This window comes from Apibacter muscae (genome assembly GCF_007845635.1).
Taxonomy (GTDB): Bacteria; Bacteroidota; Bacteroidia; order Flavobacteriales; family Weeksellaceae; genus Apibacter; species Apibacter muscae.
In genome coordinates this window covers 1-16,557 of sequence record NZ_SELG01000024.1, presented here as the reverse complement: position 1 = coordinate 16,557, position 16,557 = coordinate 1, and the positions used below count along the sequence as shown (strand labels likewise).

Annotated in this window: 11 protein-coding genes; 8 read left to right on the top strand and 3 right to left on the bottom strand. The window is 38.6% G+C overall.

The genetic code is table 11. The features are described 5' to 3' along the window. Positions 1-3 precede the first annotated feature (3 nt). The 6 genes from nuoL to ETU08_RS00815 all read left to right on the top strand — a co-directional run bounded on the left by nuoL (position 4) and on the right by ETU08_RS00815 (position 12,485). Positions 4-1,896, top strand: coding sequence for an NADH-quinone oxidoreductase subunit L (nuoL, locus tag ETU08_RS00840; protein ID WP_146261119.1), 1,893 nt, complete (start codon positions 4-6; stop codon positions 1,894-1,896). Between the two features lie 22 nt (positions 1,897-1,918). Beyond that, positions 1,919-3,391 (top strand): complex I subunit 4 family protein, encoded by a 1,473-nt coding sequence (locus ETU08_RS00835; RefSeq protein WP_146261118.1) that lies wholly within the window; start codon positions 1,919-1,921, stop codon positions 3,389-3,391. A 286-nt stretch (positions 3,392-3,677) separates the two neighbouring features. Beyond that, positions 3,678-5,855 (top strand): phage baseplate assembly protein V, encoded by a 2,178-nt coding sequence (locus ETU08_RS00830; RefSeq protein WP_146261117.1) that lies wholly within the window; start codon positions 3,678-3,680, stop codon positions 5,853-5,855. Between the two features lie 9 nt (positions 5,856-5,864). Next, positions 5,865-7,142, top strand: coding sequence for a tetratricopeptide repeat protein (locus ETU08_RS00825; RefSeq protein ID WP_146261116.1), 1,278 nt, complete (start codon positions 5,865-5,867; stop codon positions 7,140-7,142). An 11-nt stretch (positions 7,143-7,153) separates the two neighbouring features. After that, positions 7,154-11,935: an RHS repeat-associated core domain-containing protein gene (locus tag ETU08_RS00820; protein ID WP_146261115.1), complete on the top strand. Its 4,782-nt coding sequence runs from the start codon at positions 7,154-7,156 to the stop codon at positions 11,933-11,935. Positions 11,936-11,945: 10 nt separating this feature from the next. Further along, entirely contained in the window at positions 11,946-12,485 is a 540-nt protein-coding gene (locus tag ETU08_RS00815; protein ID WP_146261114.1) for a hypothetical protein, read from the top strand. On the opposite strand, the gene ETU08_RS00810 is transcribed toward ETU08_RS00815, so the two are convergent. The 3 genes from ETU08_RS00810 to ETU08_RS00800 form a co-directional block, all read right to left on the bottom strand. Then, the gene (locus tag ETU08_RS00810; RefSeq protein WP_146261113.1) at positions 12,472-13,062 is read right to left on the bottom strand and encodes a DUF4291 domain-containing protein; all 591 of its coding nucleotides are present in this window, start codon (positions 13,060-13,062) and stop codon (positions 12,472-12,474) included. The two genes, ETU08_RS00815 and ETU08_RS00810, sit on opposite strands and share 14 nt — an antisense overlap. Positions 13,063-13,115: 53 nt before the next feature. Next, entirely contained in the window at positions 13,116-13,385 is a 270-nt protein-coding gene (locus ETU08_RS00805; RefSeq protein ID WP_146261112.1) for a hypothetical protein, read from the bottom strand. Between the two features lie 187 nt (positions 13,386-13,572). After that, positions 13,573-13,902 (bottom strand): helix-turn-helix domain-containing protein, encoded by a 330-nt coding sequence (locus ETU08_RS00800; RefSeq protein ID WP_146261111.1) that lies wholly within the window; start codon positions 13,900-13,902, stop codon positions 13,573-13,575. Between the two features lie 168 nt (positions 13,903-14,070). On the opposite strand from ETU08_RS00800, the gene ETU08_RS00795 reads away from it, so the two are divergent. Both ETU08_RS00795 and ETU08_RS00790 read left to right on the top strand, forming a co-directional pair. Further along, complete coding sequence (locus ETU08_RS00795; RefSeq protein WP_146261110.1) at positions 14,071-16,179, top strand: toprim domain-containing protein; 2,109 nt, start codon at positions 14,071-14,073, stop codon at positions 16,177-16,179. A gap of 133 nt (positions 16,180-16,312) precedes the next feature. Then, positions 16,313-16,557 (top strand): hypothetical protein (locus ETU08_RS00790; RefSeq protein WP_146261109.1); only part of this gene is annotated, 245 nt, incomplete at its 3' end.

Genomic DNA, 16,557 nt, shown 5'->3' with positions numbered 1-16,557 from the left:
AAAATGGATAAAATTATATATTTAATACCAATATTACCACTAGTAGGTTTTATCATTAATGGACTATTAGGTAAAAAATTACCCAAAAACATAGTTGGAACGATTGCTACCTTGGTTGTATTTGTACCCTTCCTAATGTCGGTAGTGCTTTTTTGTAATTTTCAATCTATGGAAAAAGCAGTACTATTCAACTGGTTTACCGTGGATGATTTGAAAGTTAACTTTTCATTTCAAATCGATCAACTATCCTTAGTGATGATGATGATTGTAACCGGAATTGGAACTTTAATTCATCTATACTCCATAGGGTATATGCATGACGATGAAGGCTTTTCAAAATTCTTCTCCTATCTAAATTTATTTATATTCTCCATGCTATTATTAGTAATGGGGAGCAATTTTCTTATTTTGTTTATTGGTTGGGAAGGAGTTGGATTTTGTTCTTACCTACTTATAGGGTTCTGGTATAAAAATCAAGAGTACGGATATGCGGCTAGGAAAGCCTTTGTAATGAACCGTATCGGAGATTTAGGACTCTTAATAGGTATTTTCTTGCTTGCTTATTACATGGGAAGCATAGAATTTACGGACATAGCTACACAAGCACACAAATTTTCTGTCAATGATCCAATCCTTATAACGGCTACCCTATTTCTGTTTATTGGAGCGATGGGGAAATCAGCGCAGATCCCATTGTACACTTGGTTGCCCGATGCAATGGCTGGGCCTACCCCGGTTTCTGCATTAATCCATGCCGCAACCATGGTAACCGCCGGAATCTATATGATTGTGCGTACCAATGCCATCTATACTTTAGTTCCTTGTACTTTAGATTTTATAATGTATATAGGATTAGCAACTTCCATATTAGCTGCATTTATAGGACTTAGACAAAACGATATAAAAAAGGTATTGGCATATTCAACCGTTTCGCAGTTAGGACTTATGTTTATAGCTTTAGGAGCAGGCGCCTATACCACCGCTCTATTTCATGTAACTACACACGCATTTTTTAAAGCACTTTTGTTTTTAGGAGCTGGAAGCGTAATTCATGCCATGGGAGGAGAACAAGACATGAGGTACATGGGAGGACTAAGAAAAAAAATACCGGTAACCTATGTTACCTTTTTAATTGCAACCTTAGCTATATGCGGAGTTCCTCCTTTGGCAGGTATGTTTTCTAAAGATGAAATACTAATTGCCATCTGGGAAAAAAATAAATGGGTTTGGGGCCTAACCCTATTTTCAGCAGCTTTAACCTGTATATATATGTTTCGCTTGCTATTTCTTACCTTCTTTGGAGATTTTAGAGGAAATGAAAAGCAAAAATCTCATCTTCATGAAAGCCCTAAAGTCATGACAATTCCTTTGATAGTTTTAGCAATTTTAACAATATTTGGAGGTGTATTGAATTTACCTCATTATTTAGGAAAAGCTATTTCACATAAATTTGCACATTGGTTAAGCCCTATATATATAGGAAATATTCCTCATGAAGAACCCACTTTTGTAGTAGAAATGATTTTATTAATTCTTACACTTTCTGTGATAGTTTTAGTAGCAGTATTCACTTACAGGTGCTATGTAGTTAAAAAAGCACACCCCCAAATGGTTGAAAACCTGACAGGATGGGAAAAAGCTTCTGCACGAGCCGCTTATGTAAATGAATTGTACAATGAAATAGTGGTAAATCCGGTCCTTCATTTGTCAAATTTTCTAAAAAATATAGTCGATAAATATATAATTAATGGGACAGTGGTAGGAATTACTAAAATTATACAGTGTATAGGGCAATGGCTTAAATCAGTTCAAAACGGGAATGCAGAATTCTATGTTTTAGCGATGTCATTAGCCATTGCAGTAATACTATTAGCCCTAAGATTTATAAGTCATTAATTTTTAAACCAAAGAAAAGATAATGTTAACCATACTCCTATTACTATTACCCCTCCTTGGATCTTTACTTTTGTTTATCGTAAAATCCAACCATTCTAAATTTATAGCCCTTGGCTTTTCGCTCATAAGCTTATTTTTAGCCCTTGGGGTTGGCATGCAATTTTCGGTAGAACATACCTCAACTTTTGAAATTGGACAGAAATTATATTTTTCTCCCATTCGCTCAGCCTTTCATTTCGGAATCGGAGGTTTATCACTTTTAATGTTGTTTCTAACCAATGCACTAATTCCCATAATTATATTTTCCAGTTTTAAAGATTCCAGACCTAACCAATTTTATGCACTAATTCTACTTATGCAATTTGGGTTAATAGGCTTATTTTTAGCGTTGGATGGTCTTATGTTTTATATATTTTGGGAATTAACCCTAATTCCTATTTGGTTTATTTGTGGAATCTATGGAACGGGTGAAAATAAAACAAGAATAAATCTAAAATTTTTTATATATACTTTCTTCGGGTCATTATTTATGCTGGTAGCTCTAATTTATGCCTACACACAAGCCGGCTCTTTTGACTTTAAAGATTTATATGCAGCAGAAATAGATCCTAAGGCACAAATCTACTTATTTTGGATGTTTTTTATAGCCTTTGCCATAAAGTTACCGATTTTTCCATTTCATACTTGGCAAGCCGATACTTATACGATGGCACCTACCCAAGGATCCATGCTTTTATCGGGAATTATGTTGAAAATGGGGGTATTCGGTATGTTGGTTTTGTTAGTTCCTTTAACTCCCTACGCGCTTGGCGGAATTTCAGGTTCTATTGCCTTGGTTTTATCCATCGTAGGAATTGTTTATGCATCCTTAATTGCTGTGGTGCAAAAAGATATAAAACGATTAATAGCCTTTTCCTCTATGGCGCACGTAGGTTTAATTGCAGCAGGAATTTTGGCTAGTTCCATAGTAACTGCTCAATGCGGAACAAGCGTCACAGGTTTTGAAGGAGCTTCGTTTCAAATGTTGGCACACGGAATAAATGTGGTAGGATTGTTTTATGCCGCTGATCTTCTAATACGAAGATTTGGAACCAGAGATTTGTCACAAATGGGAGGATTGGCTTCCAAAGCTCCTATTTTTGCAGTATTGTTTATGATTGTATCATTAGGATCCATGGGCTTACCACTCACCAATGCATTCATTGGTGAATTTCTATTGCTAAAAGCCGTGTTTACTTTGTCTACTTGGGCAACAATATTTGCAGGACTAACCCTTATTTTAGGAGCAGTGTATGTAACCAAAATGTATGGGATGGCAATGTTTGGACAAGGAAATAAAGAATTTTTATCGAACCAAAAAGACATTTCATGTGCCGATCAATTGGGCTTAGGAATATTAGCGGTTTTAGTTTTCGTACTCGGAATATTTCCTCAACCTTTGTTAAATTTGGTTGTAAGCTACACGTCTCAAATAGCTCACATATTTAATTCATAAACATTTAAAAAAATATATAAAAAAAGACTTCTGTTTACAGAAGTCTTTTTTTTATGTCCATTTGGAAAATACAGTAATTACTAAAACCTATATACAATTCCTTAGAAAACTTCCGTTAAAGAAATTATAACTAAAAATTAAGATAAACCAGAGGTTTATTTTAATATACATTGATTATCATAGATTTATATATTCAAATAAAAAAAATATTTTTTTATCTAATTAAAATGTTTAATTTTATAGCATCATAAGCATTTCAAACTTAATTATTTTTAAACTTAATTATATGTCAATCATAGATCCTAATTTAGGAAAAGGAGCAGGAAAAGCTTCTTCTTCATTATCCACAGGTAAAATTGTTGAAAACGCTGCAGATTTAAGCGGACTTACCGACAAATTATCCAATTTAGAAGATCAACTTGCGGATAAAATATCCGATCTTACCGCCCCTGTGCAAGAAGCTGTAGATAAAGCCCAAAAAGCCGTAGATACAGCAAAAAATATCGCCAATCAAGCCCAAGAAATAAAAAAAATCATTCCCGGGGATATAACCAGTTTGCCCAATGGACTGATTACCCCGGAGCAGTACGCCGAGTATAAAGGACTCAATTCACTTATTGCCACGTATGGCGGAGACCCCGAAACCAACCTCGCCAACTCTCATATTGTTTACAGTAAAATTACCATTGGTGGAGAACGAGTACTTGCCGATAGTCATTTTGTGGTTGAAATTCAACAAAAAGCAGCGGAACACGACACCTTTACCATCAAGTGTTCGGCGGAAGCGATTGACGGCCCTAAAGCCTACCCCATGGAAAAAGCTCGAAATTATTTAGGGAAAAGAACCACCATACAAATGATACAATTTGGGGCACCGGCCTTTATATTTACCGGAATTATTACTGATATCACCAATGAACGAGAAAATGGAGAATCCCGATTGATCTTTACCGGTAAAGCGCCCACCATTTTATTGGAAAATGGGTTAGATTCCCAAAGCTTTGAAAATTTAGATTTGGCAGGCATTATAAAAAATGCTACGGCAGAATATCCTCAAGATTTAGTACAATGGGACATACGCCCGATTATGAAAGAGAAATTGTTGTATACCGTACAGTACAGAGAATCCGACTGGGATTTTGTGAAACGATTAGCCACCCGTTACGGAGAATGGTTGGGCTACAACGGACAACAAATCGTATTTGGCGGTTATGGAGGAAAAACCGTAGAAATGGTAGAAGAACAAGACGTGTACGATTGCAAACTACGCATGCAATTGGTTCCACAAAAATTTAATTATATGGCTTACGATGCCAGTCAAGCCGAACCCCATATGGTAGATTCAGACAGTGTACCAATCACTCACCGTTTGGTAAACCCATTTCAACAGCACGCCATAAAAGCCTCGGAAGATATTTATTCCAAAGTACCTACCTCATTATACAATCATAGTTTGTTAGAAGGAGGAAGACCGGAACTCAAAGACGCCGTAAAAAGACAGAAGCTAAAAAGGCAGAATGTTTTTTTTATGGAAGCCAAAACCAACAACCCCAACGTACGTTTGGGAGATATTATTAAACTAAAGGCTTGGATGCCGGGGCATAAAATCTTTAAAAATGGAGAAGTGCCTTTGGAATCCTACAAAATTATAGAAATTAAACACTTTCATGACATTACCGAAGGTTATATCAACGAAGTGGTAGCCATTCCAATGGACAATGAAGTACCTCCTTATATGGATGAAGATGCAATACCATTATGCGAAGAACAATCAGCCATTGTTACGGATAACAACGACCCTCAAGGCATGAGCCGTATACGGGTGCAATTCCCTTGGCAAAAACCAACAGGGGGGCAAAGCCCATGGATCCGTTCCATCACCCCATATGCCGGTAACGGAAAAGGAATGCACGTAATTCCTGAGATTGGAGAAGAGGTAATTGTCGCTTTTGAAAGCGGGAATGCAGAAAAGCCCGTAAGCCTAGGCGCCATGTTCAACGGCAAAGGAAAGTCCGGACACGGAGGGGCAGGCAATTACAAAAAAGGCTTGCAAACCGCCAGTGGCTCGCATATTACGTTTAACGACCAAGTAGGAGACATGACCTTGTCTGACCAAGGAGGAACCGTCATGAATTTTGATGGAGCCGGAAACTCCGTAATCAGTTCCAAAGAACATATAACATTGGTGTGCGGAGAATCTAGAATTGATATGTTAAAAGACGGTACTATCTTAATCAATGGAAAAGACATTGGTATTTTAGGTTCAACAACCGTAAATTTTGGAGTAGGAGCCGGAGAAAACATAAATTCCGGTATGGGAATAAAAGCAGATGAAGTCAATATATGCACCCAAAATTTAATACAAACGGGTACTACTGAAGTAAGCATCAACAGTCCGGGTAAAGTAACCGTAGGATCAAAAGAAGAAACGACTATTGTAGGAGGCAAAGTAAAAATTAATTAAACTTAGGGGATGAATTCAGTACAATTGGAAGTCTTAAAATTAGACAAACAATGGTACCGGGAAATTAAAAATTCACCCCAAAGTCCGCTTTATGTTTGTTTGGGAGAAAAGCATGAACTACGCTTGTTGGAAGGGTATTTCAAGTCTCAAAGTTCCGATCAGGCAAAAACCAAGGACTTATTTTTAATCCTGTACCATCCTTTTGAAGGGAAAAACCAATACGGAACCTTTATGGTTGAACGTTGGCACGAGTTGCACCAAGCAGGTTTGCAAACCCGGGTGGAAAACTTGCGCGAATGGCAAGAAGTTCAGTTTCCGGAGGGGAAGTATAAAACCGATGCCTACCAGCTGTTGCAAACCTTAGAATCTTACTACCATACCTATCCGGAAATGGAAGGAAGGAAGATTTTTTTACTCCTGCAACCGCCCAACCTAAAGGAAGACAATGCCCAAGAGTGGGAGGAATGGATCGGGGAATGGTGCCGTATCAATCGGAAGAAAAAAGACATAAAACTAGTGATCAAAGAATATAAGCACCTACGTACCTTCAAAAACCTACCACCGAACACACACGAAGTGGTTTTGAATATAGACGGGGGCAAGCTTATGCAAAATGCGGCACAACAAACCCAAAGAGAAAAGGGAAATCCGGAAATGAATTTCCAACAACAAATCCTGAATGCTTATACCTTGCTGGGAGAAGGTAAATACGAGCCTGCCCTGCATTCGCTAGACCGGGCATTGTTTATTGCTAAAAAAGACGGTTCCCAAGAATCGGAAGCTACCGCCCGTTTTATACGTGCCACGGTTTTCACAGCATTGGAAGATAAAAAGAATGCCAAGGCAGAGTTTGAAAAACTTTTCCAAACCGTAGAAAAAGATACGCTTTTTGCTGCGCAAATACATTTTCACTATGCCGGGTTTTTGCTTTCCCAATCGGAAACCACCGCAGCCATTCAAGAGTTGGAAAAAGCCTTGACGATCGGAGAGAAAATAGAAGATTATTTTATACAATTGGAAAGCCACCGAATGCTGGGGCAATTCAAAGACGGAATGTTTAACTCTTCCCAAGCCTTGGCGCATTACGAAAAATGTTTAGAAATAGGTGCGCAGTTGCCTTTACAGGAAAGAAAGGCAAGTACCTTTCCTTACACCATGCGCCAATTACTAAAGAAGTACGGCAAATCCTCCGAGAAGGGAAAGAAACTAGATCAAAAAATGAAACAACTGGTGGGAGAAAACTGGCAGGAAAAAGTGAATGATCCAGAACCCCAACCTACGAACTAAGACTAAACCTTATGAAAGATCATAAATCTTATAAATTAAAACCGGTGAAGGCAGAAAAATTCGATGCAGCTATGGGGAAATCTTCTGCCTCTTCGTCTACAGAAACCCAAGCCGGAGCGGAGGCATCTCAGAACTCTGCAGATTCCTCAGCGGCAGCCTCTTCGCAAGAAGAAGAAGCCCACACATTAACCACAATCCCTCAACTCAATAAAAAAGAATATACCTGGAGCGGAAATGCCTCGCAACATGCCTCCAAACATTTTGATGTAGTAGTTGCTTTAGATGTACACTATACGCAAATACCGCCCCCACCGTCCTTTCGGACGATTCCTATACCTTTGCCTCACCCGTTTGTAGGGATTATTTTTGACCCTATGGATTATCTTCCGGGCGACATATCCATACCATCGGCAGTGCAAGGAGCTTTGGGGATGTTTATGAGCAATCCTCCGCAAAGTATACCGTTGGGGAGCAGTGTATATGTACACGGAAGGCACAAAGCCACCACCACCACCTCGGTGATGGGGTTGGGAATCCCTTCCCCACCCAAAAAGATGATGAAAAATCCTATAAAATCTCCCTTGGTACACATTACAGGCTCCCTTCCGGTGTATAAAATAGCTTTGGGAGAAATGGAAGCCCCGCACGACGGCGAGGTCTACGTAGGATCTGAAACCGTAATTGTACAAGGTTCGGAAATGAGCGGGGATAAACCCCAGCAAGTGCTAACCTGCTGGGGAATGGGGCTGGGGCACCAATATTTCCCACCCGCTTGGGCGGCTTTGTACAACCATATTTCCACCCTGTATATACAGTTCAACACCGGAAATCCGGTGTTGATTGGCGGTCCCTTTGTTCCGCATAAATATTCCCTATCGGACATATTAATGCGTGCCGCCACGGTTTTACTAATGAAAGGAATTTCCAAAGGAGTAGGTGCAGGGTTTACTAAACTAAACCATTTCCTAGCGAGTAAATTTGGAAAAGACAACCCTATTTCAAAAGCTTTGTGTAAGCTAGGGCTAGAGCCGGTGAATTTTGTAACCGGAGCCATGAGCTTTGAGTGGGAAGATTTTGAAATTTTAGGATCGCACACTTTGCAATGGAAAAATGTATGGGAGAGCGACAACCCTTACCTAGGAATGCTAGGGCGTGGGGTTTCCAATTCCTACGATTTATTTTTAGTTCCCCAAGAAGCCGACGGAGTGGTTGCTTTTAAACACCCGTTGGAAAACCAAGTGGTACCCCTTCCTTGTCCTGCTTTGGAAGGAGAGTTTGAATATGACAGAACTTGGAAAATTTGGCAAAAACGTCCCGATGTAAACACTTGGGTAATCAAAATTGGGGAGGATGTGTATACCTACCAAGCCTTTCCACATAAAGAATTCGGGAAAATCTACCGTGTAAAAACATTGGAAAGCGCCCAAGGAGGGGTTTTAAACTTCCATTACAATTCCAGAGGAGAAATACTCACTTACATCCGCGATCAGGCCTATAGAACCTTGAAATTTTCAGCGACGCCCGACGGAACAAAAATAGCCTTTGTCCATATGGTTTATCAAAACCAAGAAGATTTATTGGTGAGTTACGAATACGACGAGCGCGGAAACCTAACCCGAGTGTTTGATGCCCAAGGCAAAAGCATAGATTTTTATTACGATAATGACGACCGAGTTGTGCGCCGGGTAAACCGAAACGGAATGGAATACCTTTGGCGGTACGATTCCCAAGGGCGTGTCATTTACACCACCGGAAAAAACCAGTTACAGGAAGGAAAAATCTTCTATTTCCCGGAAGAAGGTTTCAACGAAGTGCGGTATACCCAAAAAGAAGGTAAGATAGAACGTTACTACTACGACGAGGATTTTCTCGTGTATAAACAAGTAGACGCCGAAGGCGGAGAAACTTGGTACGACTATACGCCTCACCATGAACTAACCATGGTTTCCAGTCCCGAAGGGAAAATTACCGGTTACCAATACGACGAGCGTGGAAACAGAAAGGCGGTACAAGCCCCCGATGGGGAAGAAATTCAGTATATGTACGACGAATTCAACCGCTTGGTTTACCGTAAAGAACCTACCGGAAAATCAGAAAGTTGGCAGTACGACACCCTAGGGCGTTTAACGAACTGGCAACGGTTGGACGAGTCCACGGTGGAATATCTTTACCACGAGCAAGAAAAACAACCTTATGCCTCCAAAGACAGCCAAGGGCTGGAAACCTATTGGGAATACAACGCCTTCGGGCAAATGGTGAAAGCCACCAACAACCGCGGGGCTGTGCAAGAGTTTCAATACGACAAGTACGGGCGATTGATTTCCCAAAACCGAGAAAATGAAGCGCCTACTTATTGGCGACGAGACCACTTGGGGCGAGTAAGCGAATTTCAAACGCCGGGGCAAAAAAAACTACGCATCAAGTACGACGCTTATGACTTGCCCGTGCACGTAAGCAACGGCAGTGAAGAGTGGTTTATGGAATATACCCCCATGGGAAGCCTAAAAAAACAATCCAGACGCAGTGCTAAAACCATGGAAGCCCTCTCTACCTTGGTATACGACTACAACGCTTACGAGCAATTGTTCCGCATCACCAACGAGAAAAACGAGTTTTACACCTTTACCAGAAACCGGAACGACCAAATTATCAAAGAGCGAGATTTTGATGGGCAAACCCAAGAATACATCCGCAATTTAGACGGGGAAATCGTAAAAACCTTAGCTCCCGGAGGGAAAGAAATTTACCACCAGTACGACGGCGCCGGACGATTGACCTACAACCGCTACAACACCGGTTATTGGGAATCTTTTGAATACGACCCTTTGGGACGATTGGTAAAAGCCCAAAACCTAATGAGTGAAGTAGAGTTTATTCGTAATCCTTTCGGACAAGTGACCCAAGAAAGGCAGGGCGAACATTGGTTGGACTATCTCTACGACGAGCGGGGGCAGTTGCAAAAGCTAAAAAGTTCTCTAGGCGCAGAAATAGAGTACCGCTACACCGCCGAAGGCAGGTTGGAAGAGCTAAAAGCCCAAACCCCCATTACGGTGCAAAACCCAAGGAATCCGTATTGGCACTTGAGTTTGCAAGTAGACCCGGACCGTAGAAAAGTACAAAGAAGCATGAGCGGGGGAGTGAACCAGCAAATGCAATACGACGACTTGGGAAGACCTTTAGCCCAAACCGTTACTTCCGATGCCGGTAAAACCCTAGACACCGCCTACCGCTGGAAAGAGAATTTTAAATTGGTGGAAACCCTCAACCGTTTGACCGGTGCAAACATACGGTACGATTACGATGCCTTCGGAAGTTTAGCTCAAGCCCATCATTCCGACGGAACGACCGAATACAAAAACCCCGACGAGGTAGGGAATTTGTACAACTCTACCCATAGAAAAGACCGAGTGTACGACGCCGGAGGTAAATTAAGAAAAGATACAGAATGGTGGTACCACTACGACGAATACGGAAACTTAAGGTTTAAAACCCGTACCCCCAGAGGGAGCGAAGTAGAGGCTTCCTCAGGCTCTGATTTTTCAACTAGCTTTTTACTGCCGGACGGTGAAGTTTACGACAATATTTTTGACCAAAAAGCCGAAATACGGAAGTACAGCCGTAGAGAAATGCGAGAGTACGACAAAATCCGCAACCGTAGGCAACAAGCCTGGGAAGAAAAAAAAGAACAAAAATTGAAGTGGGAGTCCGGCGACTGGGAATACCTATGGTATTCCAACGGAATGTTGCAAAAAGTAATCAAGCCCGACGGCAGTACCCTTTCCTTTGAATACGACGCCCTGGGCAGAAGAACAGCTAAAATTGTAGGAAATAAAATTTATCGCTATCTTTGGGATGGAAATGTTCTTTTACATGAGTGGGACTACCCCCTTGAAGATCGCCCAAGGTTGATTACGGATGCCGAAGGAGAAGTAAAATACAACCGCGAAGAACCCGTAACCGAGGTTACCACTTGGGTTTATGAAAGAGGAAGTTTTACCCCTTGTGCGAAAATAGTAGGAGAGGAAAAATACAGCTTGGTCTCCGACTATTTAGGAAGACCGGTACAAGCCTACGATCGATTTGGTAAATTGGTTTGGGAAGCAGAGTATAACCTGTACGGAGGATTTAAAGAGCTGAAAGGCAGCCCAACACTGATTCCATTTAGGCAAGCCGGACAGTACGAGGACGTAGAAACAGGATTGTATTACAATCGTTTCCGTTACTACAATCCCGAAACTGGACAATACATCTCCAAAGACCCCATCGGACTGGCAGGGAACAACCCTAATATGTATGCGTATGTAGATGATTCTAATACGATGGTCGACTTATTTGGGTTGATGCCAGAAGAAACTGTAACAGTATTTAGGGTGCAAGGAGGTGAACCTTTTCCTTCAGGAAATAGAAGTAAAGATATAATAAAAATTGATTCTTCGGGGAAAATTAAAATAAGTAATGAAACATTAAATATTAGTATGGGGTCATCTACAGATCTTGCTCATGCTGAATATTTTGCGGCTAAACGAGGAGGAGATGCTAAAGTATATTCTTTTGAAGTACCTAAATGGATGGGAGATATGATTGAAGACTATTCTATACCACAAGCTAATTCAACTAAAAATCCATTAAATCAAGGAGGTATGGCTCCTAAAAGAGTAGATCCAAATCAACCAGGAGCCAAAAAATTTGAACTACCACCTATTTGGGCAAAGTGGTTAGAAGAAAATGCTATTTCAGGTTCTGGAAAAGTGAAGGATCCACAATCTACTCCGCGTGTTAAATGTCCCACATAAAAATAAAGAAATGTTAGGAAAATTAGATATTATAGAGCAAAATGGAAAAATCGTTACTTTAACTAAAGTTAATGAAAATTACTCATGGTTTGTGTCAGATAAAGAATATTGGGTATTAGATAGGATTAAATGGATTAATGATTTTAAAAATGCTGGGTATGATTTACCTGAAGGTCATGAAGAGAGATTTAATATAGGTATTCTGAACAAAGAAAATAGTTCTAAATTTATTAAGTGTTTACAGAAAGAAGGAGATGAAATAACTCAGCAAGAATTATCTGATGAGTTTTATTTAAGATTTGAAATATCTAAAGATTGGTGGGATTTCTCAGAATTACTACCACAATTATTTATAGATTTTGATAATCAAATATTTTATCAAGAAGGTTTATCAGAAACTATTGATTATAAGCTATACTTACCTGATGGTTGGAAATTTCATGAGGATAAATATTTTGAAAATATTCCAGAATCCTTAAAATTCTGGGTTAAAGACGGTATAGATTATTTAAAGAAGATAGCTGAGTTTATTAATTCTAATCAGCATTAATAATCATTTTAATATTATCAGGTAAAGGATAGATTTCCTCTTTAGGAAGTTTATCCTTTGCTTTTTCTAATTCATCATTTAAAATAAGATGATGAATGTCTTTAGAAAAATCTGTAATATCTTTAATTTCAACAATCCAATCGTTTACGAATTTTTTGACAGCTTCTTCTTTCAAACCTATTTGTATAGATTTATATTGTAATTTATTTAATAATAAATCTTTTTCAGGATCCCACTGAATACGAACAGGCGTGTTGTTTAATTTTTCTTTCCAATTTTCATGAGTTTTATAAATATGCTCCTTAAAAGTAGATAAACACGCATTTTTCAAAGCCCATTCAAAACCCTCACGCTTTATTTTAATAGCCAAAATATGCTCTTGTCCCACTTTTTTAGCCCAACCCGATCTGTACATCATCCATAAAAAAGAAGGTTTAATCCAAGTCATCCTTTCAATTTTAAAAGGAGAAACAAAAGTTTGAGCTTTTACAGCAGGTAAAGCAATTTCCTTTCTATATGCTTGATATACGGTTATTGTTTCTTCATCAAAAACCGCTCTTATTTCTCTTTCTTTCATTAAATACAAATATAATAAAAACACCAACCTTTATGGTTGGTGTTTTGTTTTAATTAATTCTTATTTAGCTTGTCTAAGAGTTCCCATTCGCTTTTAGGGATCAGCTCTAAGAGTAAGGACAAAAGCAAAAAAAACTCGTCCCTGTTTAAAGAATTCCCAGGATCTAAAATAGCCACTTTCAGAGCTTTAATAAGCGCCTGAATAGAAAAACCCAACTGCTGGTAATCTTCGATAAAAGAGAAATTATCCAAGGCAGTTAAAAACACTTTAAGGCTTTCAGGGTTTAAATTGTTGTTTAGATTGGAAAAATCAGTGTTTTTCATAAAAAGTGAAGTTTGGAAAAAAAAGCCCGCAGGCTAAGATGTTCCACGCCTTCACAAGCGTTGCAGACATTTCTGTTTCTGCCACCATACCGTACGGGCAAAGTATTTTAAAAATCATAATGTGAAGTTTGGAAATACAAAAATAGATAAAAAATAAAACCGATTCAAAGATGAATCGGTTTTATTTTTATTTATAAGCCAATCTATTTTTAGCATGTTGAATCAACCCATCCAGAGAATACATGATATGCGATTTATCCTCCTCAGGCAATTTTTGAATAGCAATAATCTTATCTAAGATAACCTTATCAATCTCAACATCAATTTTACCCACCAGATAATCAATAGAAACGCCCAAACAATCTGCTATTTTAGAAGCCATTTCAATAGAAGGCTTAGCTTCGCCCCTTTCATATCTTCCCAATACATTTTGATGCACCCCAATCTTACTCGCAAGATCACCCTGAGAAAGCTTTTGAACTTTCCTTAAAGATATAATTCTATTACCTAACCCCATAATTGTTGTATTTACACACTATCTGAATTGAAATAACAAAAATACAAACCTAATCTGTTATATAGAAATCTAAAATGCTTTGCATTAAATTACAGAAGTGTTATATTTGCACCTAAATAGTTGTAAAAAATATTTTTAAAAAAACTTGCTCAATAAAAAACCCTAGTTATGAGTATCCCAGAAATCAAACAAAAATTAAGCATTCAAGAAGTATTAGAGCACTATCAAATACCAGTCAAAAACCAGATGTGCCGATGTCCCTTTCACGAAGACCAAACCCCCAGCATGCAGGTCTTTTACGATTCCAACACCGTCAGATGTTACAGCGGAAACTGCCCCCAATCCAATAAAGTCATTGATGTCATAGATTTTATTATGTACAAAGAACAAATAAGCAAAGCACAAGCTATTGCAAAAGCCTCTCAGTGGATAGGATTAGCCACTAAAAGCAGTTATAAAGAATATCAAGAACTCCCCATGGACCGATTAGAAGAAATCTTCTATAAAATGAAGCAAAATTTAAGACAAAGTAAAAAAGCAAATGAATATACATTATCAAGAAATCTAACCCCCGAACAACTAGAAATCGGCTACAACGGAAGAACCTATAAAGGGATAATGAATTGTATCGTTTTTCCCTTAAAAGACCACCACAACAAGATTGTAAGTTTTTACGGGAGAAGCATCAAAGACAAGAATCACTATTATTTAAAAAACAGATCGGGCTTATATCCCGGATATCCCCCAAAAGAAACAAAAAACCTAATTTTAACCGAAAGCATCATCGATAGCGCCAGTCTATTACAAATAGAAAAGATAAGAGAAAAGTATAGTGTGCTTGCCTGTTACGGCGTTAACGGCTTTACCCAGGAACACAAACAAGCAATCCAAGAATTAAAGCAGTTAGAAGAAATAATAATAATCTTTGACAATGATAGAGCAGGAAAACAAGCCACAGAGAAATTAGCCAAGCAAATCCAAGAGCTAAATCCACAATTACAACTCACCACCCTAGAACTCCCCAACAAAGACATCAACGAAACCTTACAATTACATTCTCCCGAAATCTTTACAGAACTAATAAACAATAGAACAAAGAAAGAAGAACAAAGCAATAACAATAATTTAGAAGAAAGAAGTAAAAAAATAGAAGACCCCCCCAACTTAAGTTTAAACCAAATCAATCAATTAATAGAGCAAAGCGGAATCATCGGCGAAGAAAACACCAGACTACTTCTGTTTATCATCGCCAGCTCATACAAAACCCCCAAACCCCTACACGCCATCGTGCAAGGCAGTTCAGGAAGCGGAAAGACCCATCTAATCAGTAAAATCGCCGACCTCATGCCCCCCGAAGACGTACTCAGATTCACCCGAATCACCGAAAGCAGTTTATACAACTGGGGCGAATGGGATCTAGTAGGTAAAAGCATGGTGATCGAAGACCTCGACGGCTTAAAAGAAGAAGCCCTATATAGCTTACGAGAACTCATCAGCAGTCAAAAACTAAGCAGTAGCGTAAGCATCAAAGACAAAAAAGGCAACATCAAAAGCACCCAAAAAAAAGTACGCGGTATCTTTAGCAGTTTATCCGCCACCACCAAAGGCGAAATCTACGAAGACAACATGAGCAGATCCTTTGTTTTAGCCGTAGACGAATCCATAGAACAAAGCCAAAAAATCATAGCCTACCAAAATAAAAAATACGCAGGAGAAATAAGAAAAGAAACAGAAAACAAAGCCCGAAAACACCTACAAGAATATGTAAGAAGCCTGCAGAACCTAGAAGTCATCAACCCCTATGCCACTAGGCTACAACTCCCCCAAGAAGTCCACAAAATACGAAGACTCAACCAAATGTATCAAAGCATTATTAATCAGGTAACTTACCTAAACCAAAAAAACAGAAAAATAAACCAAGGAAAAATCATAACCGAAAAAGAAGACCTACAACAAGCCACCGAAGTACTCTTTGAAAGCATAATCCTAAAAATAGACGAATTAGACGGAAGTTTAAGACAATTCTTTGAACGCTTAAAAAACCATTTAAAAACAAAGGATAAAGAATTTACCCAGAGAGAAATCCGCCAAGCCTTTAATTTAAGTAAAGCCCAATGCAGTCGATATATCACCCACTTATTAGAATTAGAATATTTAACGGCAAGAAACAAACAAAACCTAAGAAAAATCACCTATCAAATCGACTATTGGGACAACTTTGAAAAACTAAGAAAGCAAATCAAAGAACAACTACAAAACCAAATAAAAGACTTATAAAAAATAACAGAAACAATATGGAACAATACAGGAACAATAAAAATAACTGTAAATAACTGTAAAACAAAAAATTAGAATTAAAAATAAAAAGATTGTTTCTTGTTTCATAATAACCTAACCTAAAAGACCACCGATGCAAGCCCAAGAAATCCGAATTACCTATAAAAAAACCCTATTAATCAAACAATTAAACCATCTATTAGAACAAATCACAGAAAATATAAAAACCCAAATCGAAGACCCCTATTACCAAAGCCTATTAGAACAAATAGAAATCCACAAAAAAGAAATAGTCTATCCATTAATCCACAACCTAACCAAAATCAACCGCTTATACCGAATAGAAACCAACCAAAAAACACTCATCAGCACAGAAGA

Coding starts and splice junctions, on each gene's coding strand:
- nuoL (WP_146261119.1), top strand. CDS start 4: ATGGATAAAATTATATATTTAATACCAATATTACCACTAGTAGGTTTT.
- ETU08_RS00835 (WP_146261118.1), top strand. CDS start 1,919: ATGTTAACCATACTCCTATTACTATTACCCCTCCTTGGATCTTTACTT.
- ETU08_RS00830 (WP_146261117.1), top strand. CDS start 3,678: ATGTCAATCATAGATCCTAATTTAGGAAAAGGAGCAGGAAAAGCTTCT.
- ETU08_RS00825 (WP_146261116.1), top strand. CDS start 5,865: ATGAATTCAGTACAATTGGAAGTCTTAAAATTAGACAAACAATGGTAC.
- ETU08_RS00820 (WP_146261115.1), top strand. CDS start 7,154: ATGAAAGATCATAAATCTTATAAATTAAAACCGGTGAAGGCAGAAAAA.
- ETU08_RS00815 (WP_146261114.1), top strand. CDS start 11,946: ATGTTAGGAAAATTAGATATTATAGAGCAAAATGGAAAAATCGTTACT.
- ETU08_RS00810 (WP_146261113.1), bottom strand. CDS start 13,062: ATGAAAGAAAGAGAAATAAGAGCGGTTTTTGATGAAGAAACAATAACC.
- ETU08_RS00805 (WP_146261112.1), bottom strand. CDS start 13,385: ATGAAAAACACTGATTTTTCCAATCTAAACAACAATTTAAACCCTGAA.
- ETU08_RS00800 (WP_146261111.1), bottom strand. CDS start 13,902: ATGGGGTTAGGTAATAGAATTATATCTTTAAGGAAAGTTCAAAAGCTT.
- ETU08_RS00795 (WP_146261110.1), top strand. CDS start 14,071: ATGAGTATCCCAGAAATCAAACAAAAATTAAGCATTCAAGAAGTATTA.